This is a genomic window from Paenibacillus sp. LX16, assembly GCF_036252815.1.
Lineage (GTDB): Bacteria > Bacillota > Bacilli > Paenibacillales > Paenibacillaceae > Paenibacillus > Paenibacillus polymyxa_B.
The window spans coordinates 2,240,857-2,262,282 of the sequence record NZ_CP141152.1 but is presented as its reverse complement, the minus strand read 5'-3'; the positions used below and the strand labels follow the sequence as shown (position 1 = coordinate 2,262,282).

Annotated in this window: 20 protein-coding genes and 1 other annotated feature; of the genes, 7 read left to right on the top strand and 13 right to left on the bottom strand. The window is 46.3% G+C overall.

Annotated features, from left to right (window positions below; genetic code table 11):
* Nucleotide 1 precedes the first annotated feature (1 nt).
* Nucleotides 2-1,021 carry a flagellar motor protein MotB gene (locus T3H97_RS10440; protein ID WP_328802461.1) on the top strand — a complete coding sequence of 340 codons (1,020 nt, stop codon included), beginning with the start codon at nt 2-4 and terminating at the stop codon, nt 1,019-1,021.
* Between the two features lie 118 nt (nt 1,022-1,139).
* Here T3H97_RS10440 and T3H97_RS10435 read toward each other — a convergent pair whose 3' ends face one another.
* From T3H97_RS10435 to T3H97_RS10425, 3 genes are all read right to left on the bottom strand, one after another.
* Complete coding sequence (locus tag T3H97_RS10435) at nt 1,140-1,478, bottom strand: L,D-transpeptidase (RefSeq protein WP_023988260.1); 339 nt, start codon at nt 1,476-1,478, stop codon at nt 1,140-1,142.
* Nucleotides 1,479-1,560: 82 nt separating this feature from the next.
* Nucleotides 1,561-2,658: a ribosome small subunit-dependent GTPase A gene (rsgA, locus tag T3H97_RS10430; protein ID WP_328802460.1), complete on the bottom strand. Its 1,098-nt coding sequence runs from the start codon at nt 2,656-2,658 to the stop codon at nt 1,561-1,563.
* Nucleotides 2,659-3,139: 481 nt separating this feature from the next.
* Nucleotides 3,140-3,736 (bottom strand): DUF2087 domain-containing protein, encoded by a 597-nt coding sequence (locus T3H97_RS10425; RefSeq protein ID WP_061829408.1) that lies wholly within the window; start codon nt 3,734-3,736, stop codon nt 3,140-3,142.
* A gap of 296 nt (nt 3,737-4,032) precedes the next feature.
* On the opposite strand from T3H97_RS10425, the gene T3H97_RS10420 reads away from it, so the two are divergent.
* From T3H97_RS10420 to T3H97_RS10410, 3 genes are all read left to right on the top strand, one after another.
* Nucleotides 4,033-5,004: a YpdA family putative bacillithiol disulfide reductase gene (locus tag T3H97_RS10420; RefSeq protein WP_328802459.1), complete on the top strand. Its 972-nt coding sequence runs from the start codon at nt 4,033-4,035 to the stop codon at nt 5,002-5,004.
* Nucleotides 5,005-5,026: 22 nt separating this feature from the next.
* On the top strand, nt 5,027-5,470 hold the full coding sequence (locus T3H97_RS10415; protein WP_039273550.1) for a DUF441 domain-containing protein: 444 nt from the start codon (nt 5,027-5,029) through the stop codon (nt 5,468-5,470).
* A gap of 115 nt (nt 5,471-5,585) precedes the next feature.
* Nucleotides 5,586-6,098, top strand: coding sequence for an ADP-heptose synthase (locus tag T3H97_RS10410; RefSeq protein ID WP_134902677.1), 513 nt, complete (start codon nt 5,586-5,588; stop codon nt 6,096-6,098).
* Nucleotides 6,099-6,231: 133 nt separating this feature from the next.
* Here the strand turns inward: T3H97_RS10410 and T3H97_RS10405 are convergent, their stop codons facing one another.
* Entirely contained in the window at nt 6,232-6,534 is a 303-nt protein-coding gene (locus tag T3H97_RS10405; RefSeq protein ID WP_104495332.1) for a HesB/YadR/YfhF family protein, read from the bottom strand.
* Nucleotides 6,535-7,117: 583 nt separating this feature from the next.
* Between T3H97_RS10405 and T3H97_RS10400 the strand changes: the two genes are divergently transcribed.
* On the top strand, nt 7,118-8,875 hold the full coding sequence (locus tag T3H97_RS10400; protein ID WP_134902679.1) for an ABC transporter ATP-binding protein: 1,758 nt from the start codon (nt 7,118-7,120) through the stop codon (nt 8,873-8,875).
* Nucleotides 8,875-10,959, top strand: a complete 2,085-nt coding sequence (locus T3H97_RS10395) for an ABC transporter ATP-binding protein (RefSeq protein ID WP_328802458.1) — start codon at nt 8,875-8,877, stop codon at nt 10,957-10,959. The genes T3H97_RS10400 and T3H97_RS10395 overlap by 1 nt, the downstream gene beginning before the upstream one ends.
* A gap of 124 nt (nt 10,960-11,083) precedes the next feature.
* On the opposite strand, the gene T3H97_RS10390 is transcribed toward T3H97_RS10395, so the two are convergent.
* From T3H97_RS10390 to T3H97_RS10380, 3 genes are all read right to left on the bottom strand, one after another.
* Nucleotides 11,084-12,052, bottom strand: a complete 969-nt coding sequence (locus tag T3H97_RS10390) for an S-layer homology domain-containing protein (protein ID WP_328802457.1) — start codon at nt 12,050-12,052, stop codon at nt 11,084-11,086.
* Between the two features lie 263 nt (nt 12,053-12,315).
* Nucleotides 12,316-14,043 (bottom strand): arginine--tRNA ligase, encoded by a 1,728-nt coding sequence (gene argS, locus T3H97_RS10385; protein ID WP_328802456.1) that lies wholly within the window; start codon nt 14,041-14,043, stop codon nt 12,316-12,318.
* A gap of 59 nt (nt 14,044-14,102) precedes the next feature.
* Nucleotides 14,103-14,361, bottom strand: a binding site (T-box leader).
* Between the two features lie 77 nt (nt 14,362-14,438).
* Complete coding sequence (locus T3H97_RS10380) at nt 14,439-14,768, bottom strand: four-helix bundle copper-binding protein (protein ID WP_023988251.1); 330 nt, start codon at nt 14,766-14,768, stop codon at nt 14,439-14,441.
* 262 nt (nt 14,769-15,030) lie between these two features.
* On the opposite strand from T3H97_RS10380, the gene T3H97_RS10375 reads away from it, so the two are divergent.
* Nucleotides 15,031-15,546, top strand: coding sequence for a MogA/MoaB family molybdenum cofactor biosynthesis protein (locus T3H97_RS10375; RefSeq protein ID WP_328802455.1), 516 nt, complete (start codon nt 15,031-15,033; stop codon nt 15,544-15,546).
* A gap of 65 nt (nt 15,547-15,611) precedes the next feature.
* On the opposite strand, the gene T3H97_RS10370 is transcribed toward T3H97_RS10375, so the two are convergent.
* The 6 genes from T3H97_RS10370 to miaB all read right to left on the bottom strand — a co-directional run bounded on the left by T3H97_RS10370 (nt 15,612) and on the right by miaB (nt 21,316).
* On the bottom strand, nt 15,612-17,075 hold the full coding sequence (locus T3H97_RS10370; RefSeq protein ID WP_023988249.1) for a nicotinate phosphoribosyltransferase: 1,464 nt from the start codon (nt 17,073-17,075) through the stop codon (nt 15,612-15,614).
* 120 nt (nt 17,076-17,195) lie between these two features.
* The gene (locus T3H97_RS10365) at nt 17,196-17,762 is read right to left on the bottom strand and encodes a cysteine hydrolase family protein (protein WP_272640510.1); all 567 of its coding nucleotides are present in this window, start codon (nt 17,760-17,762) and stop codon (nt 17,196-17,198) included.
* A 67-nt stretch (nt 17,763-17,829) separates the two neighbouring features.
* On the bottom strand, nt 17,830-18,618 hold the full coding sequence (locus T3H97_RS10360; protein ID WP_023988247.1) for an NUDIX domain-containing protein: 789 nt from the start codon (nt 18,616-18,618) through the stop codon (nt 17,830-17,832).
* A gap of 65 nt (nt 18,619-18,683) precedes the next feature.
* Nucleotides 18,684-19,106 carry a PaaI family thioesterase gene (locus tag T3H97_RS10355; RefSeq protein WP_025719091.1) on the bottom strand — a complete coding sequence of 141 codons (423 nt, stop codon included), beginning with the start codon at nt 19,104-19,106 and terminating at the stop codon, nt 18,684-18,686.
* Nucleotides 19,107-19,227: 121 nt separating this feature from the next.
* Entirely contained in the window at nt 19,228-19,680 is a 453-nt protein-coding gene (locus T3H97_RS10350; protein ID WP_328802454.1) for a YlbF/YmcA family competence regulator, read from the bottom strand.
* Nucleotides 19,681-19,762: 82 nt separating this feature from the next.
* Nucleotides 19,763-21,316 carry a tRNA (N6-isopentenyl adenosine(37)-C2)-methylthiotransferase MiaB gene (miaB, locus tag T3H97_RS10345; RefSeq protein ID WP_076292674.1) on the bottom strand — a complete coding sequence of 518 codons (1,554 nt, stop codon included), beginning with the start codon at nt 21,314-21,316 and terminating at the stop codon, nt 19,763-19,765.
* Nucleotides 21,317-21,426: the final 110 nt, after the last annotated feature.

The following is a 21,426-nucleotide window of genomic DNA, read 5'->3' as shown; positions in this document are numbered from 1 at the left end:
CATGAGTAAACACATGATTACCAAAATAGGCTGGAACCTTTTATGCGCATTCTTAATCCTAACGATGCTGGCTGCATGCAGCAGGGAAAAAGCTTCTACCCGGAGTATAGCCCAACATGAAGCTGAAGCACGTGCCTACACCGTAACGGGTAATCCCAACCAAGGTGCATCATCCCTTGATGAACGAGCTGCCAATCATACACCTGTACATCAGCAAGGCAGCAGCTATGTCGAAATATCAGGTAGCGTAAGTATAGATAAAAATATCGTAAAGGTTACAGGACACTCCAACCTCCCGGCTGGGGCGCGGATCAAAGGAAGTCTTGCGGTCAAAAACTCCCTGTTAACTGGGTACACGGATGAGACAACCATTCAAAAGGACGGAAGTTTTGTACTCCAGGTGCAACGTCCCGGTATACAGGGTAGTATGGATCTGACTGTTCTGTTCCGTCCGGATGACCAAGAAAATGAAATACGAAATCTGTATGGCAGCGGTGGCAACAAATTGGAAGGTCCTTATGTATATCAATACGAAGAAAACAAACAGCTTCTGCATGAAGTTCGGATTGGGGCTGAATTTGACCCTGAACAAGACCACAATACCCCTTTGGTTAAGCCCGTCTGGAACAAACCTAAGGACTACGGTAGCCCTCAAGTGTGGATTAAGCCTGATGTGAAGCAAGAAGGTAACTATTATCATGTATATGCGCGCAGCAATTTGCTGGAAGGGTCGGACGTCAAACTCACGATTGATTTTCCGGGACGATGGCAGTTTGGCTACGATGATCAAACCAAAGTTATGCCTGACGGCTCCTTCAGCATGAGGGTCAAAAAGCCGAGCCTTGCCAACCGCTACACCATAGTCATAAGTTTCGAACCAAACGAAGATATGTGGACCAACGCCAAACAGGCGTACGGTACACAAGGAGAACGTCTTTCGGGACCGTTAGTCAAATCCGCAGACGACAAAGAGGGCTCCAAACAAATTGAAGCCCGTATCCCTATCCAACCCAAATCGTAACTAAACGCAGCATCTAACTTAAGGTTACGGCCGTTCGCCATGAAATACGCTTCACAGATCCAGCCTATGACGCGGTTTCCACGTCTGAGTAAATACAGAATCTGATGTCGTCTAGCCGCTACGGCTGTATCGTGACTGGCGTGCCTATACTTACCTTCTCCTGAAGCTCAAGCACATCCTTATTCTGCATTCGAATGCAGCCATGTGACACCATCTTGCCAATGGACCATGGCTCATTGGTGCCATGAATGCCATAATGCGGCTTGGACAGCCCCATCCAGAACGCTCCGAAAGGGCCGCCGGGATTGGGCTGTTTGTTAATAATCGTAAATTGCCCATGCGGTGTCTGTGTAGCCAACTTGCCAATACCGACTGGATAACTAAGAACAATCTGATCTCCATCTTTTAAATATAAACGACGATCCGATAAATCCACAACAATGCTGTAGTTCGGCATATATTCACCCCTTTATACCATATGCCGACTACAACATAGATTTTCTTATATTTTTACATTTGATGCTTCACTGCAGTTCGGCTTACCACTCCACATCACGTCGCCAGCCGCTTCGCTGATCCCTACGACCCGGGGTTGTGCTTGAACGGCTATCTTTCCTGCGCCGGTCTGCCTCCTTACGCGCCTGATATTCCAGTTCCCGCTGCATTTTGCGATAATTGTTCACTCTGGATTCCGACAATTCCCCTCTCTCTATAGCTTCCTCCACTGCACATCCAGCTTCGCCCTTATGCTTGCAATCTGCAAAACGGCACTGCTGCGCCGTTTCCATAATATCCGTAAAGGTATGAGCGACACCCATGGAATCATCCCACAGATTAAGCTCGCGCATACCAGGTGTATCCAGTAAAACGGCTTGCTTTGCGATGGGAAAAAGCTGTCGGTGAGTGGTTGTGTGCCTGCCCCGGCTGTCTTCCTCCCTCACATCCTGTGTCAGTTGAACTTCAGACCCGGAGAGCCAGTTTACTATCGTGGATTTGCCACTACCGGAAGAGCCTGTCAAAGCAACTGTGCAGCCAGGTTGAAGAAACGCCTCCAGTTGCTCTCTGCCTTCGTTCTGCAAAGCAGAAATAACAATAACAGGTACACCAGGGGCAACTCCCTCCGCTTCAGCAACCCGTTGTTCGACATCTTCACAAAGATCACTCTTACTCAAAAGGACAACCGGGTTTACCCCGCTGTTCCAAGCCATAATTAAATACCGTTCCAGTCTGCGCATATTAAAATCATGATTCAGCGCATTAACAAGGAACAGCGTATCCACATTGGTAGCGATCAGCTGTTCCTTCGTCTCAAAGCCCGCGGCCTGTCTAGATATTCGACTTTTCCGTGGCAAGACTGCATGGATGACTGCATCCGACACTTCATCTGGCGTAGTGATTGCTAGCCAGTCCCCTACAGCAGGCATTTCTGCCGGATCGACAATAGCATGTCGTAGCTTACCTGAAGCAGCTCCCCAGCGTTCTCCATCCATTGTGATAAGCTTCACCTTTTGTCCATAATCGGCAATCAAGCGGGCAGGACGTACCTGTGTATTTCCTGCGCGTTCCTCAAAGCTTTGCTTCCATTGGTCCCAAAGACCGTTCCAGTAATCAGACCAACCGTATTCATGTATACTCATTGTTTTCCTCCTGAAATCATCGTTAATTTTTAATCGTAGTGTTATTCGATAGGTGTACATTTTTCTACCCGCATGCAAACAACGCAAAAAATCCGCAGGGGTTTCCCTGCGGAGGGTATACGATTCAGGCCGATGTGATCCGTTCGTTCACTTAAGCAAGCAGTCTCTCAAGGACCACTCCCCAGAACCAACAACTGGATAACAAGACGCCTAACCATAAAAAAATCCGCAGGGAATCACTCCCTGCGGATTTCGTTGGTTCTACTGTCCAACCAACTGCTAAGCCAAGACTATAGATCTATACAGTCTTTAACCGTGCATCGTCCGTGCGGGAGACAAGTTATTCTGCTGCTGAACCCATCCATTCATGTTCGTAAGCATATAACATCGCCTCCTCCTAAAATTTCCTTTATCATACAAGTCCATCAATTGTCTGTCAAGGCTGCTACGAAACTTTTTTGAAATCTTTGTCAAGTTTCGTTTAGCGTACCTGATCCCAGCGCGTCCACATCTCACGCGGGTTCAATTCGTACATTTCCCGTTCCCTATACATAAACTGATGCATAATCAGCTCACGCCGAATCGTTGCAAAATCCTCATGGTATTGCTTGATCCACTCGTTTAATTCACGTTCAGGATACATACGGCCTGGCTCCAGCTTTTCTGCCAGCATCTGAAGTACAATCAATTTTTTCTTATACTGTGCAGGGATTTGGCGCAACTTGCCGTCCTTGGAAAAAAAATTGCGTAAGACCGACGCCTCCAGCGTTTCATTCAACTCTGACATCTCTTCCTCCCCCTCGCCTTTTTCGAAAATAAATTGCACCGTCGCCTCGGCATGCTGCCGGATCAACTCTGGATTCAGTGTAAAATACACCGTGTTTTTATCACGTCGTTCCTTAATCAATCCAGCCTCACGGAGTTTGGAAGCATGATGTGTAACAGTCGGCTGGGATAAATTCAGCTTTTTCGCCAAAGCTTGGCCATGCATCTCCCCACGGGACAAAAGAAGTAATATCCGCATTCGCGTTGGATCAGCAAGTGCTTTATGATAATTGACCATTTTATCCAGTTGCATCGTTATTGCACCTCTTTTCACTAGTACATACTTGCTATGCAAGCGAATTCAACCACATAAAATAGATATATATCTAATTATATGTTCGCTAAAAGTAGCTGTCAATCTTCACCGTCCGTCATCTCTTTCTGAAAACGGCTGGATATTGTGTTCGCATTGCGGTAGGATTATTATTTGAAAACTTCTCCCATACCCGACCCATTTGCATCTATTCTGAGAGCTGTTTTTAATCGTCAAAATAATGTTAACCCTACAAAACTGGCGTAATAAACCAATACAACTGGAGGTTCATCCAAATGCACGACGTAATCATTATCGGTGGCGGACCCTGCGGACTATCCGCTGCAATCGAATGCAGCCGCAGAGGTTTGCAAACTGTCATTATTGAAAAAAGCAACATCGTTCACTCCATTTTTCTGTATCCGACGAACATGCAGTTTTTTAGCACCGCCGAACTACTGGAAATCGGTGATGTTCCATTCAGCACCCCTAATGACAAACCTTTTCGTCATGAAGCACTGGCGTACTATCGTAAGGTTGCCACTCATTATAACTTGAACATTCAGCATTATGAGGAGGCCCAGTCCATTCATCGCCAGGATGACGGTACATTTACCGTACATACCCTGAGCAAAGGGGAAATTACCAAAACGTATTCCTCACGCTATGTCGTTGTGGCTACAGGATACTTTGATCATCCGAACTATTTGGGCATTCCCGGGGAACAATTGGATAAAGTCACTCACTATTTCAGCGAAGCCCATCCCTATACAGGAACCCGGGTCGCAGTCATCGGTGGTAGCAACTCTGCGGTAGATGCTGCTATGGAATTGGTGCGGGTCGGAGCTACGATTGATATGGTATATCGTCGAAGCGAGTTGTCCCAATACATCAAGCCGTGGGTTCGTCCACTGTTTGACAGTATGGTACAAAAAGGGAAGATCACGCTGCACTTAGGCGCACGTATTACCGAAATTCATCCAGACCATGTCTTAGTCACTCCACTGGACACAGAAGCGTTCCGGCTCGAAAATGATTTTGTACTAGCACTGACTGGATTTCACCCGGAACGAAAACTACTGGAGTCTGTCGGCGTCCACATGGCTGAGGATCTGGACAAACCAGAATTTAATCCTGCCACGATGGAAACGAACATCCCAGGTATATATGTCGCTGGGGTCATCGCTTCAGGCAGCAATGCCAATGAAGTGTTTATTGAAACAGGCCGCTGGCACGGGCGTCAAATCGCCGAACATATCCAAAGCTAAATAAACGAAGGAGAACATCTGTATGGATTACAGTTCACTTATCTTACTGGTATTGGCTGGTCTTGGGATTGTTAGTGGCAACTCTACCGTGACTATTGCCATGGTTGTATTACTGCTACTGCGGGTAACCAGCTTTCATTCTGCTTTCCCCTGGCTTGAAAAGTATGGCCTGACGATCGGAATTATTATTTTGACGATTGGGGTCATGACCCCGCTAGCCAGCGGTAAAATCAGTATCAATCAGGTGATGGAGTCTTTCCTGCACTGGAAATCACTGCTCGCGATTGGTATCGGAATTCTGGTAGCCTATCTTGGCGGCCGCGGAGTAACTTTGATGTCTGGACAGCCCATTATTGTGACAGGTCTACTGATCGGGACCGTCATTGGCGTTGCCTTCTTTAAAGGAGTTCCTGTTGGACCTCTGATTGCTGCCGGATTGCTTTCCTTGTTAATCGGCCGCAGCTAAATTCGTACAACAAATATAGGAATACATGATAGCAATCTGCATGTCGGGCTGAATTCAGTCCCGCTTTGTGGTATACTCATATCGCATAATTTGGTAAATGCAGGAGGCTTGACCGATGTCTCGACAATTTGTAACGGAAGCTGTAATGGTGGCTATATACGGCCAACTACTTACATCTCCCGCCCCTGTGGAATATATAGTGCCTTACACATCACTGCTAGAGCTATACGAATTCCAGGATAGCACAGAGCCGCTCATGGATAATCCTATGGACGATCAACATGTGAAGCGGAAGGTAAGCGAGTTGATCAGTTATTTTGAAGAACCTTTGAATCAGAAAAAAATTCGGCGTGCCCTTCAGATGCCTTGGGCCAAGAGCTTGCCTATTCTATTCGATGCCAATACATCACTCATTGTCGTTAATGCTGTTGATACGGCGCATTACGGAGAATATTTTGATCCAATTGAGACTGAACTGGTGTTGACAGCTCAGCGTGAATCATTACCCATTCTGACGGATCAATTGGACTGGATCCACCGCATTATCGAAGCTTCCGTACCTGTACATGTGTACGACATTGATGATTTTGATTTTGCACTCGATGGCCCGATACTTAACAACCCTTAACATACGACATACCCGCCTTAACCACAAAAAAGCGGCGAAGCATCATGTACAGGTTCATCTCCTGTAACACGATACTCCGCCGCTTTTCATGTCCAAGAACAACTATTTGCACGCTATGATTGACAGTGGAACACTAAGTTTGTCCATCCTCAACATAGGTGTAAATAATGTCATCATGTTCCTCTAAATACTTAACTTCCAGGTGATGGCCCTTCAGATACCAGTAATCCTGGTCCTCCATATAAAACGTAATGCCAGCCGCTTCATGCTGTAATACGGGGTGCTGCGGAGGCTCTACGGCAATTCCCAGAGAAAAGCCTGGATGCAACCCGCCGCCAGAGCTATAGCGAACAAAAAAACGGATCGAATCTCCACGATTCAAACTAAGCTCCTTAATGTACCACTGTGCCGCAGGTTCAGTTACCTGTATGCTCATACGTTATGCTCATCTCCTTGTACAATGACGTCTGCCAACTATATCATAGCATCTTTTAGAATGACCACCAACCGTTCCAACCCAGCGGGCTTCTTGGACAAGCCATATACATTTTTTTGAAAAAGGTTTGACAACTCGCAAAAAAGGGTGTTAAGATTCAACCATACGAGATCCATTTTGAAATTTATTACCAATTTGAACGATTACTCATGTTAGAATGAACCCATTTTGAGGATGAAAGGAGTGTTACCGGTGCTAAAATTTCCTATTGCATTTTACCCACATCTACAAACACAACAACTTCATACCGGAGCATCTCCCCTGTCGCATCCTTCAAAATTGGGCCATTCGCGTTGTATGGTTTAATACGAGTGGCTGCCTGCGTTTGAGCAGTTTTTCAGTGGTGAGTGTGCTGAAAATACCTGCGCGCCATATGATATTGAGATTTAAGGCATATCGTCTGCGGACGGTATGCCTTTTTTGCGCCTGTTGCTGGATCATACTTGTGACAGCAAGCCCTGTTGTTTCTTCAAAATGGTACACAACTCTCGAATGAACTTGTCATGAAAGGATGGGATTCCTCTTGTTTTCGGTACTTAAAAATTTAAGCTGGTTTTTCAAAAGAGAACGAAGCCGATACTCCATTGGATTGTTTTTGCTGATAGCCGTTGGTGTGCTGGAGCTTGCTCCACCTCGGCTGCTAGGTAGTGCCATTGATGAGATTGTGCGCGGTTCAATTTCCTGGTCCTCACTTTGGCGTTATATTTTGTACATCATAGGCATTCTAGCCGTCATCTACTACATTACGTACATATGGATGCACAAGCTGTTCGGTGGTGCCAATCTGGTGGAGCGCTTACTGCGCACACGCTTTATGAATCATCTGTTGCGGATGACCCCTCCATTTTTTGAACGCAATCGCACTGGCGATCTGATGGCTCGTGCCACGAACGACCTTCGCTCCGTAGCAAGTACAGCAGGCTTCGGCATGCTGACACTGACAGACTCTACGGTCTATCTGAGCGTGGTATTAGTTGCCATGGGCACCTTAATCAGTTGGAAGTTGACACTGGCAGCTATCCTGCCCCTACCTTTTATCGCACTGGCTATGAGCATTTACGGTAAAGCCGTTCACGAGCGTTACACACTGGCACAAGATGCATTTGGTGATATGAACGATCAGGTGTTGGAATCCGTGGCAGGTATCCGAGTCATTCGCGCCTATGTGCAAGAGCGAATGGACGAAAAGCGTTTCGCCGATATTACCGACGATGTATTTCGTAAAAATCTGGCTGTCGCTCGGATGGATGCCCTCTTTGAACCAACCATTCGTTTATGTGTAGGACTTAGCTACGTCATCGGACTCGGTTATGGTATTTATCTAGTATTTCATAACAATATCACGCTAGGCGAATTGGTCTCCTTTAATATGTATTTGGGAATGATGATTTGGCCGATGTTTGCCATTGGAGAGCTGATTAACATTATGCAGCGCGGTAGCGCTTCCTTGGACCGGGTTAATGAAACTCTCGATGTCCAGCCAGACGTTCAGGATGCAGCTCAACCTGTTCCAGTGGACCGCCTCGAATCCATCAGGATGAAAGACATTACCTTCCGTTACCCTACCTCTACTATTGACAATCTGTCACATGTGAGTCTGGAGCTCAAACGCGGAGAAACGCTGGGCGTCGTCGGTAGAACAGGCAGTGGGAAATCCACGCTGCTCAAACAGCTACTACATGAATATCCGACGGGTAGCGGTGATATTTTAATCTCCGGCATACGTCTGGAGGACATTGCAGTAGAACAACTACACAGCTGGATCGGCTACGTGCCGCAAGAGCAAATTTTGTTTTCCAAATCGGTGCGCGAGAACATTCAATTCGGAAAACCACATGCAGATGACGACGACATTATGGAAGCTATCCGTACTGCTGCCTTCGACCAGGATTTAGGTACCCTGTCTGATGGGCTGGATACACTGGTCGGAGAAAAAGGTATCGCCCTGTCCGGCGGCCAGAAGCAGCGCGTTTCGCTGGCTCGCGCCTTTATCGGTGATCCGGATATTCTATTGCTCGACGATGCACTATCTGCAGTAGATGCCCGGACGGAAGCAAGAATTATTGACAATATCCGACGTCAGCGCTCGGGTAAAACAACCCTGATCTCCACCCACCGCCTTTCCGCTGTAGAACATGCAGACCGGATCGTCGTGCTGGAGCAAGGACGCATTATTGAGGAAGGGACCCACAGCGAGCTACTTCAGGCTGACGGATGGTACCGACAACAGTATGAACGGCAACAAGTGGAATCTGATCTGACCTCAGGGGAGGTATCCTAATGAAACCAAATATCGGCAAAAGGCTATTTCAGTACGCGCTGACGAGCAAAGCAGGCTTTATCGCCGCTCTCATCGCTTTGGCTATCGGAGTAGCCGCCGAGCTGGCTGGTCCCTTCATCGCCAAAACGATGATTGACGACCATATGCTCGCTATTGAAAAACCATTTTATGAAACGACTCGTGTGGACGGAACTGTAAGTTATGCTGGCACCCACTTTAAGCGTGAAGATCGCTTTGAGGCCGGGGAGACTAAAGGTCGCGAAGCGAGGATTTTACAAGTTGGGAAATCTTTCGTATTTGTCGATGGGTCGGTTCAAGTGGCTGACGGTAACCGCTCCTTTACGAACGGAACGCTGACTGTGACACGCGGCTCCGACACCTTTCGCTATGAAGCTAAGGCTCTGACAGCTGATGAACTGTATAGCTTTTACAAACCGGAAATGCCCGGTATCTTTCAGCTGATTGGCTGGTATTGCTTCTTCCTGGTTATTTCCATTTTTGCTGAATTCGGCAAAACATACTGGCTGCAATCCTCGGCGAACAAGGTCATACAAAAGCTTCGGCTTGATCTCTACGCTCACATCCAGCGGCTGCCAGTTTACTTTTTTGATAACTTGCCTGCAGGCAAAGTCGTATCCCGTGTTACGAATGACACTGAGGCAGTCAAAGATTTGTTTGTGGCTGTGCTCTCCAATTTCACTTCAGGGATTGTGACGATGGCAGGAGTATATGTTGCACTCTTTTTGCTGGACTTCAGACTGGGTCTTATCTCTCTGTTTATTGTACCGTTACTGATCTTGTGGATTGTATTGTATCGCAAGGTCGCCACCCGCTATAATACGATCATTCGGTCCAGACTCAGTGAAATTAATGCGATTATCAATGAATCGATTCAAGGGATGTCCATTATTCGCGTGTTCCGCCACCAGAAACAAACGCAGCAAGAGTTTGAGGAACTGAATGATGACTATATGAAGCATCAGAATAAAATGCTGAATTTGAACGCTTTCACTTCGCACAATTTAGTCAACGTGTTGAGAAATCTCGCCTTTGCCGTCGTGTTGTGGTATTTTGGATCTGAGGCGCTCGGAACTACAGGTAGTGCTGTTTCACTAGGCGTATTGTATGCCTTCGTCGATGTATTGGGACGACTGTTCCAACCTATGACGGGTATGGTCAACCAACTCGCTGTACTGGATACTTCCATCGTATCCTCAGGACGCGTATTTGAGTTGATGGACGAAACTGGAGAGCCGGTGACGGACGGCACCATGCCGCGATACAAAGGCCAGGTAGAGTTTAACGACGTTTCCTTTGCCTACAAAAAGGATGATGTACTTAAACATATTTCCTTTACAGCACAACCCGGGCAAACTGTTGCCCTTGTCGGACATACCGGATCAGGCAAAAGTTCGATTATCAACCTGCTATTCCGGTTCTATGATCCGCAAAAAGGAACGATCACCATTGACGGAACGTCCGTCAAAGACATCCCTAAGCAATGGCTTCGCCATCATATGGGCATTGTTCTTCAAGATCCATATTTATTCACAGGTACGGTAGCCTCCAATGTCAGTCTCGGAGACAGCCGAATCACGAGAGAACAGGTGAATAAAGCGCTGCATGATGTTGGAGCCGACAAATTGCTGGCCCATTTGCCGCAAGGATTCGATGAGCCTGTTATTGAAAAAGGCAGCACCTTATCAGCCGGGCAACGCCAGCTTATTTCCTTCGCTCGTGCACTAGCCTTTGATCCCGCAATTTTAATTCTGGATGAAGCTACTGCCAATATTGACACCGAAACGGAAGCGCTCATCCAATCCGCTCTTGAGGTGCTCAAGAAGGGACGTACGACCTTTATCATTGCTCACCGTTTGTCCACCATTCGCAGTGCGGACCAAATTTTGGTGCTGCATCGGGGTGAAATTGTTGAACGGGGTAGCCATGATGAACTTATGGCCCAAGGCGGGCGTTACTTCCAAATGTATCAGCTCCAGTCGGGAACAGTTGCAACAGAATCAGATTCAATCTCTGCTACGCCTCCTGCGCAAAATGACTTACTTGCTGGCAAAGTCAGCATTTAAAGCTTGAATAGCCCAATTACTTAGGGCTAACGATGAACATTTGGCATGAAAAAAACCAGCGAGCCTCCCCTACACATTGGAGGCTCGCTGGTTTATTTTTATATAGGACATATGGCTTGTAATTTTATTTAGCTACAGACGTGCCTGTTCCTGTGGGTGGAAGCACTGTTCCATCTACTGCTTTGAGCGTAAGCTTATACTTGCTGTCTACCAACGTACTTGTGTGGGTGTCCGTAATGACTTGAATGTTCATTTCCCCTGGCTTTGGACTAGTCAGCTTGTAGTAAATTACTGCATTCGTATCATCTACGTAGTCGATGTGATCCACTTCAATGCCGTAACCTGGATTAGGTGCCTGCAGACGGGTGATTGTCACTTTGTTCTGCTGGTCATTTGCTTTCTCTATACTCATACTAATATTGTTTTGTTGAACCGGATCTACAGGCTCAGCCTGATTTTCAGGAGTAGCTTCAACCGTTTTATGACTTTGTACAAATTCGGATGCGTTATAGACCATTTCTGCTGCCTCCATCCGCGTTACTTTACGATCCGGGTTAAAGTTGCTCTGTTCGTCCAATTTTGCAATTTTGGTCAATAGCAGGAATTGAACTGCTGCGTTTGATTCCTGATCTAATTTTTTGCCATCCGCTACATTAATTAACATACGGACAGTTGGATATTCACCCGTTGCACTCACTGCTTTATACAGAATATTCGCAAATTGTTCTCTTGTCATACGGGTGCTTGGATCAATATCTGGTGACAAAGGGATTTGGTGTTGGGCCGCAATCCGATAGGACTGGGCATACCATGCGGAAGCCGGAATGTTTGCAAAGGAACCCGTTGTGAAATCAGGCATTACCTGAAGATCCATTGCACGAACAACCAAGTGTACTCCTTGTGCATACGTGAGCGTTTGATCTGGTGCAAATTTATCCTTGGTTATTCCTTGGATAATTCCTTTATCCTGAAGTGAGTTTACGATCTTCTCCTGTTCAGCTCCCTTTATATCACGAAAAGCAGAAGCCGACGTAGCCACAGCCAATGAGCAGACGACAAGCAGGGCAACTGCCACGCTTTTATTTTTTTTCATGAGATACACCTCCATGTTTACTTTGCTTCTATACTTACCGACGCAATAAAAGCATCAAATGTTTCAAATATGCACAAATTGGTTGCAAAACAGTGGAATACCTGCGATTAGTGTAACCCGTCTAACTCTTTTCTGCTCACAATCTTTATACATACCCAAAAGTGCCTGTAACAGATTAATCTTTTACAGTATTCCTTTGGAAGAGCCAGGTCTGGTAGCAGTCATCCCGCCAGTAAAAACTCGCTCCCCTTTGTTCGCTTTGCTTACATCCGATTCGGTGCTTTCAGACCAAGAAGTTGCAACGCGCATGCCAGAATATCCGCAGTTTGTTCCGCTAACTGAATACGCCACTGTCCACCATCGACAATCCTTTCCTTGGCGTAAAAACGGTTAAACGCCTGGGCCGTATCCAATGCAAATCTCGCAATTACCGAAGGTTCCAGTTGGCGAGCCGCACGTATCAGTTGTCCGTGATAGCGACCCAACTGCTTAAGCAGCGCCCAACCTGCGTCACCCAACATTTCATCCGATGCGTCATTCAAATCACGAGAATGGCTATCTTGGACAAGGGCGTTGTCGCTAGAATTGGTATTATCAACATCGGTGCGAGCGTGAGCTTTCTCCAGAAGGCTACGTATGCGCGCATGAGTATACTGCACATAAGGCCCGGTCTCGCCTTCAAAAGTCAGCGCCTCCTCCAACGAAAAATCCACTTCATTCAGCCGGTTGTTTTTTAAATCACCAAAAATAATCGCCCCAATGCCAACGTCCTCAGCCACTGCCTGTTGTTCCTGCAAATCGGGGTTCTTCTGATTAATGATGGCTTGAGCACGCGCTATAGCTTCATCCAGCACCTCCTCCAGTTTGACAACTTTTCCGCGTCTTGTGGACATTTTCTTACCCGCAAACCGCATTAATCCAAACGGCACATGCTCACATTGCTCCGCCCAAGCCTCCCCTGCATGCTTCAGCACCGCAAACACCTGCTGGAAATGCAACTTCTGTTCCCCACCAACGACGTACAGCAACCGATCAGCCTTCATCACTTCATGACGATAAATCGCTGTTGCCAGATCACGTGTTGGATAAATGGTGGTCCCATCCTTTTTTAGAATAAGACACGGAGGCAGTTCCTCATCTTCCAGACGAACCACGAGCGCGCCATCACTTTCCTCCAGCAATCCTTTTGCTCTTAATTGAGCAACAACTGCCTGCATCTTATCATTGTAAAAACTTTCTCCCAGCACATGGTCAAATGTAATGTTTAGACGCTGGTACATACGATCAAATTCACCCAGACTGACTTCAACAAAAAACTCCCATAGTTGTTGAGCCTCAGCATCCCCATGTTCCAAACGTCGGAACCACTCGCGGCCTTCATCCTCCAGAGTCGGATCATGCTCGGCCTCCTGATGAAAACGCACATACAGCTTCAGCGATTCACCAATCGGATCATGTTGTAGCTCCTCCTCATTTCCCCATCTTTTATAGGCCGCAATTTGCTTGCCAAACTGTGTTCCCCAATCTCCAAGATGATTCACACTTATTGGAACATATCCGGTTTCACCAAGAATACGATACAAGGCAGCACCGATAACAGTAGAGCGAAGATGACCGATACCAAACGGTTTGGCAATATTGGGCGAGGACATATCAATAACTACCCGCTGTCCGTGCCCGATATTGGGCCTGAGGAAATCAGCCTTGCTCAATTCAGCAAGCATAAGCGGAATATGAACTGACCGATCCAATGTTATATTTACATAGGAACCCGATGCTGAAGCAGTTAAACCTTCTTCATGGTTTACTAGCTCCGCTAATTCCAGTGCAATGTGCTGTGGAGACTTTCGAAACTTTTTAGCCAGCACAAAACACGGAAACGCCACATCTCCCCATTCAGGCTGCGGAGGCACCTCAAATAAAGATAAAATTTCTTTTTCCTCCAAGCCCGTATGGGCCAATATCGCTTGAGCAGCAATCCTCATTAACATGATCTCTCTCCTTCTTTTTATAGAATCTAACAAAAAAAGCCCCCGCCTCTTGAAATAATTCAAGAGACGAGAACTTCAATATCCCCGCGGTACCACTCTTCGTAAATCGGTTGTGCAGCTAAAGCTAACTTACACAAATCGCGATTTCACTCCAATGACTAATAACGGTGTCTGCCGGGCTGATCTACTAGAAATTCTGCTCGTTGGATCAACCGTCTCCCGGGTGCGCTTCACATCGGACCTCATACCGGCTTCCACCTCTTCCGGCTCGCTGTAATGATACGGCTCCGCTGCTACTCTCCCGTTCCATGACGTTAATTCCAATCATTATACAAACCTATTCAGTAGAAAGCAACCTTTTATTTCCTCTTCAGGCACTAGTTCCATATATGTAATTACACAGCCACCAATTGGCGGCATGCCTGAACGCAACGACGGCAGGCTTCTGCACAATGTTTGCAATGATCATGGGAATGCTTGCTGCATTCAGCAGCACATACCTCACAGGCCTTGGCGCACAGCTCACAGATTTGCTCGGCAAAATCCGTTCCACGCTGCAGCATTTGAGCAGCAAATCCGCATATTTCTGCACATTCCCTACTCACTCGAATACATTCACGCAGCATAGCTAAATCATATTCCTTCAAGCTCGCTACGTAACATACATTGCAAGCGTTCATACATTCCAGGCAAGCATCCACGCATTGTTGGTATGAATGATTCATATTACATTACCTCCCAGTTGTTGACCCTGCTGTACTATTACCCGCTAATCCTTGAGATTAATCATTTGATGTGCGCGCTTACAATAAAATAAAAACAAAACAATCCCGACTTATGTAAGGAAGTGTACTATATTCCAGTGTGCAAGTGCAAGGATATTAATCACATGGATTTTTAGCCCCTGTTTCTGACTTGCATACACTCAGTCATTGCTCTATTGTAAAAAGTGTATGTCTAACCACCGATCAAGGAGTGAACATTTTAATGAATATGTCTTCCGTAGAGGAGCATCGACAGGAATCCCCGCAACAGGTTAATTGCATGGTCGTGACTGTCTCGGACACACGTACCGTGGAAACAGATACCGGGGGACGACTGCTCATGGATCTACTAGAAACTAATGGATATAAGGTTGTTCGATATGTCATCGTCAAGGATGATTACGAAGGTATTCAGCAGTTAGTATCCGAAGCAGCGGCACAGAATGACATCGAGGCTGTACTTTTGACAGGCGGTACCGGTATTTCTCCACGTGATACTACATATGAAGCCGTCTCCTCTCTACTGGATAAGGAACTACCTGGCTTCGGGGAAATCTTCCGTTATTTAAGCTTTGCTGAGGACATTGGTTCAGCAGCTATCTTAAGCCGGGCTGTAGCTGGTATTTTGGGCCAGACAGCTGTATTTTCTATGCCTGGCTCACGCGGGGCTGTTCGTTTGGCAATGGAACGCATTATTGTCCCTGAGCTACGACATGTGATGAGAGAAATTTATAAATAAGCTCCTGTTTCTTACATGCCGCAACCAAAAAGGCACCCCATACATTCATGAGGTGCCTCTTCCAACTATTCTTTTTCTTCAACTTCGGGCTGCATATAGCTGTCGATCAGCTTTTGCTTCAGCTCCCATACCTTCTCGCTCAGATTTACACGATAAATTTCAGGGTTCAGCTTCCGCAAATATTCTGGCCAAAACAGTTTCAACTGTGAAGTATGGTAGGCACGAATTTCATCCAGCTCAGGAAGCTCATATACCTTCTGTCCATTAATAAAAATAGGCTCAAGCATCGGTACGGCTTCGTAATTTTCTACATACTTTTTCATATACGGATGCAAGGGGTTAAACAGCTTCAGACGCTTACCATTGCGAGGACGTTCTTCATCAGGGAAAGAAATATAATCGGCTACGGCTCTCCCTTTCTTTTTATCCACAATGCGGTATACATCCTTCTTGCCTGGTGTGGATACTTTTTCTGGGTTACCTGAGATCTTAATCGTCGGCAGCATTTCGCCGTCCACTTCCCGCTCAACCAGCTTGTACACCCCGCCGAGCGATGGTTGATCCGAAGCCGTAATAAGCTGTGTTCCTACACCCCATACATCAATACGTGCCCCTTGGGCTTTCAGGTTAAAAATCGTATTTTCATCCAAATCATTGGAAGCTACAATTTGTACGTAATCTAAGCCTTCAGCATCGAGCATTTCCCGCGCCTGTATGGATAGATAAGCCAAGTCACCGCTATCCAAACGAATTGCATTCATACGCTTGCCCTGACTCTCTAGCATTTTTGCTGTCCGAATCGCATGAGGAACACCGCTTTCCAGCGTGTCAAAGGTGTCTACCAGCAGTGTAACCTGGTCTGGCAAAACCTTCGCATAGACGTCAAACGCCTCCTGCTCCGTCATAAAGGTCTGCACCCATGAATGGGCATGTGTCCCCTTCGTCGGGATTCCAAAGTGCTCGCCTGCCAGCATATTAGAAGTCGCGTCAAAACCTGCCACATAAGCTGCTCGTGCTCCCCAAATCGCCGCATCAGCTTCCTGCGCACGCCTTGTTCCAAATTCGAGCAGTGTATCGTCACTTGCCACCTGCTTGATGCGCGATGCCTTTGTCGCAATGAGTGTCTGATAGTTCATAAAATTCAGCAATGCCGTCTCGACAAGCTGCGTTTCCATAATCGTTCCTTCAACACGTACCAGAGGCTCGTTTGGAAAAACAAGTGCCCCTTCTTTCATCGAATGGACCGTTCCACCAAACTTAAACTGGCGAAGCGCCTCCATGAACATGGGATCGTACTTCTCTTCCTGCTCAGACAGGTAGCGAATGTCCTCTTCTGTAAACCGCAAATTTGCAATATAATTCACAATGCGTTCCAGACCAGCGAACACGGCGTATCCATTACCAAAAGGGAGTTTACGAAAATACGCCTCGAACACAGCTTTACGCTGGTGACTTCCGTTCACCCAATGGGCGTACATCATATTAATCTGATATTTATCTGTATGTAATGCGAGGCTCGTTGACTGCATCGTAATCATCCTCTCTGACTGTCCCCAGGTTTGTGGCAGCGTACCGCCTCATCTACCCAGATCCAGCAATATCCGGCTCCATTTTGTTATCGGACATTGGTGCACAATCGTTAAGTTATTTTACTTCTTCTGGCGTAAAACCGTGTCCTCAGCCGACCATACCGCGGCTCCAAGACTTCCTTCAAAATGACCTAAAGCCCAATCATGTCCAGCTTGATTAAAGCTCGCCACAGCGTCCTTGTATACAATAACAGCAAAACCTTTGTTATAGGCATCTATAGCCGTATGCAGCACACATATATCTGTACACACACCAATCAGATGAACTTCCAGAATACCACGTTCACGCAGCCTGAGCTCCAGATCTGTGCCCGCAAATGCACTGTACCGTGTTTTATCCAACCAGTAGATAAGATTATTTTGTTGCTCATAGAGGCTACGAAGCTTGCCATACAAATGTCGTCCGTTGGTTCCACGTATATTATGTGGAGGAAACAGCTTGCTCTCCGGGTGATAAAGGTCGTTCTCCTCATGCAAATCCACAGCCATGACAACAAAGTCCCCTTGATCCACGTATGCCTGCGTAATTGCTGCGATCCGTTCATCCAACTCAATCGCAGGTTGTCCTACAGGCAAACTACCGTCCACAAAATCTTTCGTGTAATCAATAACAATTAGTGCCTGCATTGTACGGTCAGCTCCTTATCCTCAAAGTGAAATTGTACATTCTATGCGTAACCTATTACATTAGATGTTACGTGTAGATAGATAAACGCGGTACTCTGTCACTAAAACGGTACAACTGTGCCGGTCTTTGTGAATACTGGTTGGAACTGAGCGGTTTGCCGTTCTCATCACGCACCTCTTCCAGTATTCCCTGTCTGCTACGAGTCGATGTTATTTTGCGAATAAAGTTTGGCTCTTCGAAATCCGGTACGACACTCTGAATCACCTGATATAATTCACCCAGTGTAAAATGTAGCGGTAAAAACTGCTTGGCGATCGTCGTCTGAAGCATCTGCAACTGAATTTTGCGATAAGCATCTACTATGATATCCCGGTGATCGAATGCCAACTCCAATTCCTCCAACGCTTCGCGGATCGTGAATAGCCCGACCTCGGAAGCATCATCGGCCGCCTGGCGCTGTTCCAACATCCATTCTTCTACCAGCGCAAAAAATGCATGTGATATGATCCATCCGCGCGGATCACGTCCCGGTCCACTATATACACCCAAATACTCCAGATGCCCGCCGTCCACACCTGTTTCCTCTAACAGCTCCCGCTTGGCAGCTCCATACATAGACTCATCTTCCTGACAAAACCCTCCAGGCAAAGCCCAGCGTCCTGCAAACGGCCAACTGCGGCGCTTGATGAGCATCACTTTCAGCTCCCGAATCGGCAACGTCTTTGTTACCGTCTTGCGCTCCCGCTTCGTTAAGGTAAACATAACGATATCCGCCGGAGCTCCATCCGGGGTGCGGTATTTCTTAATGTTATACGACGCCTTTTGCGCCTCTTCGTTTATACGATTGCTATCCATTGGCATCACCATATTATATCGTTTTGATAAATTCATTATGACATAATAAAAATTTTTGTCAAGCGTCAGGCTTTGCCTGAATCACTTGCTTGTGTACGTAATACTCGGAAGGTTGCTGTAGATGTAGACCCGAGTGTGCCTTCACTATCCCTTACTTCCGCCTCAGTGGTTATAGTCCTACCTCCCTGATGAAGAATCCGCGCCCTAACCTCCAGGCGGCCTTGTCTCATGGCTGACAAGAAATGAACATTTAGGTTCGTCGTTACACATGGATCCATATTTCGTGAAGCCATACTGACCATCCCCATCGCCTGATCCATCAATGAAGTAAGCACACCCCCATGGACAATACCCATCACATTGGTATGCTCTTGTTTGGCTTCCAAAGCGATCTGTACCTCGTTTGCATCAGCTGCAATCAGCTCACACCCTAAATACTCCCAAAAAGTATTATTTTCTCCCTCTAGCATCTTACCCAACTTATCCATTTCCTTGCTTCCATCCCTTCTATGTTGTCCCATTTCTCTTGATGTCTTATAAACACATACGATGGCAAATTGCTTTCGAAAAAAAGGCGTGGAAGCTACGCCTCCACACCATGATTTCATTCTAATCACTGCAATTCGACGAGGAAGTGCTTTTTCCCTCTTCTACGTTCACCTTCTCAGCAACGGTATCACGGATCGCCATGATCACCATTTGCAGTAGCTCATTAATTTCCACCTGACTCTGCTGAAACTCCGTTACAATTGGAATACCGTCAAGCTCTTCCTGTAGCTCCTGTAGCTCGGCCTCTATTTTGGCAATCATTTTTTGATTCTTCAAGGATTCAAATGCTACAATTTCCTTTTGCTTCTTTTTCATCGTTGCAATCAGTTGCTGGATGCGCCCATGATCTTGAATCTTTTCTTCTGCTTTCCGGAATACCTGTACTTCCTCACTGCTACCCAAAATATCTGCCAATTCTTTGGCTTTTGCCAATATCATTTCGCGATTGACCAAATGATCATGCTGGCGCGCCGCCGATTGAAGTTCTGTTTGTTGCAACCGCTCCTCTGTCATTGTCCATCGCTCCTTTTCTCACTTAGACGGCCTTGCACACAGCCCTTTACTCAGACCGCATGCAACCCGCTAGAATATTCTTTTATCCGTTAACTGCTACAGCCGTTTCAACCAGATCACCTTTGATGTAAAAGGTCATAGGTTCCGTAATTTTCACTTGAACAAAGGAACCAATCAGGTCCTTAGAACCCTCAAAATGTACAAGCTTATTGGAACGGGTCCGACCGGCAAGCACTTTGCTGTCATTTTTGCTCTCGCCCTCCACCAGCACTTCAACCACTTCGCCACGCAAACGACTATTAAAGCGAAGGCTGTTTTGGTTCACAGCAATGTTCAGACGCCGGAGACGCTCTTTTTTGACCGACATAGGCACATTATCTTCCATCGAAGCAGCTGGCGTACCTTCACGTGGTGAATAAATAAATGTGTAGGCAAAGTCATATCCGACCTCGCGCACCAGAGATAGAGTATCTTCAAACTGCTCGTCTGTTTCGCCCGGGAAACCTACGATGATATCTGTTGTCAGAGAAACATGCGGAACAGCTACTTTAATCTTCGCGGCCAGTTCCAGAACACGCTCACGGGTATATTTTCGGTTCATTTTCTTCAATATATCCGTATTACCGGATTGAACAGGCAGATGAATATGCTCCACCAAATTGCCACCCTTACCAAGCACTTCAACCAAATGGTCATCAAAATCACGTGGATGTGATGTCGTAAAACGTACACGCGGGATATTGATTTTGCGCATATCATCCATCAGATCCCCGAATCTGTAATTCAAATCTTTCAAATCCTTGCCATAAGCGTTAACATTCTGCCCCAGTAAGGTAATTTCTTTAAAGCCTTGACGTGCCAAATCCCGTACCTCAGCGATTACATCCTCTGGACGGCGGCTTCTTTCCTTACCACGTGTAAAGGGAACAATGCAATAGGTGCAAAATTTATCACAACCGTACATAATGTTCACCCAAGCCCGCATACCCTCACGCTTCTTCGGCAAGTTTTCGATAATGTCGCCTTCCTTAGACCACACTTCGACCACCATTTCTTTGCTAAAGAGTGCTTCCTTGACGAGCTGAGGCAGACGATGAATATTATGGGTACCAAAAATCATATCAACAAAACCGTGTTTTTGCATAATTCGGTTAACGACATTCTCTTCCTGTGACATGCAGCCACACACGCCAAGCAGTAATCCTGGCTTTTCTGTTTTGAGATGCTTGAGGTGACCCAACTCGCCAAACACTTTATCCTCCGCATTTTCACGGATAGCACAAGTGTTCAGTAAAATGATGTCTGCTTCCTTCCGATCCTCGGTTGCCTGGTAGCCCATTTGCTCCAGCAAGCCTTTTATGGTTTCGGAATCATGCTCGTTCATTTGGCAACCAAATGTGTATACGATATAATGCTTTCCCTCACCGATATGCTTGAGCTCATCCGGAACTGCGTTATCATACAATACCTGTACGTCCTCTTTACCGCGCTGCTTTTCTTTTCTATGGTTCGGCTCCGCCATAATGTTGATTTCACGTCCGCGAATACGGATCTTTTTGCTATGCTCATCTTCAGAAATAATCTTCGCATCCGAGAAATCAAAATATTTGGAGTAATCTTTTGTTTTCTTTTCCATTCCTTAGTCACTCCTTACACCATCTATTTCACGAGCTAATTTGTAATTTTACTGTATTTTTAGGCATGGGTAAATTTATCTTAAGTTCTAAAAAACCTTTAAAAAAGGCA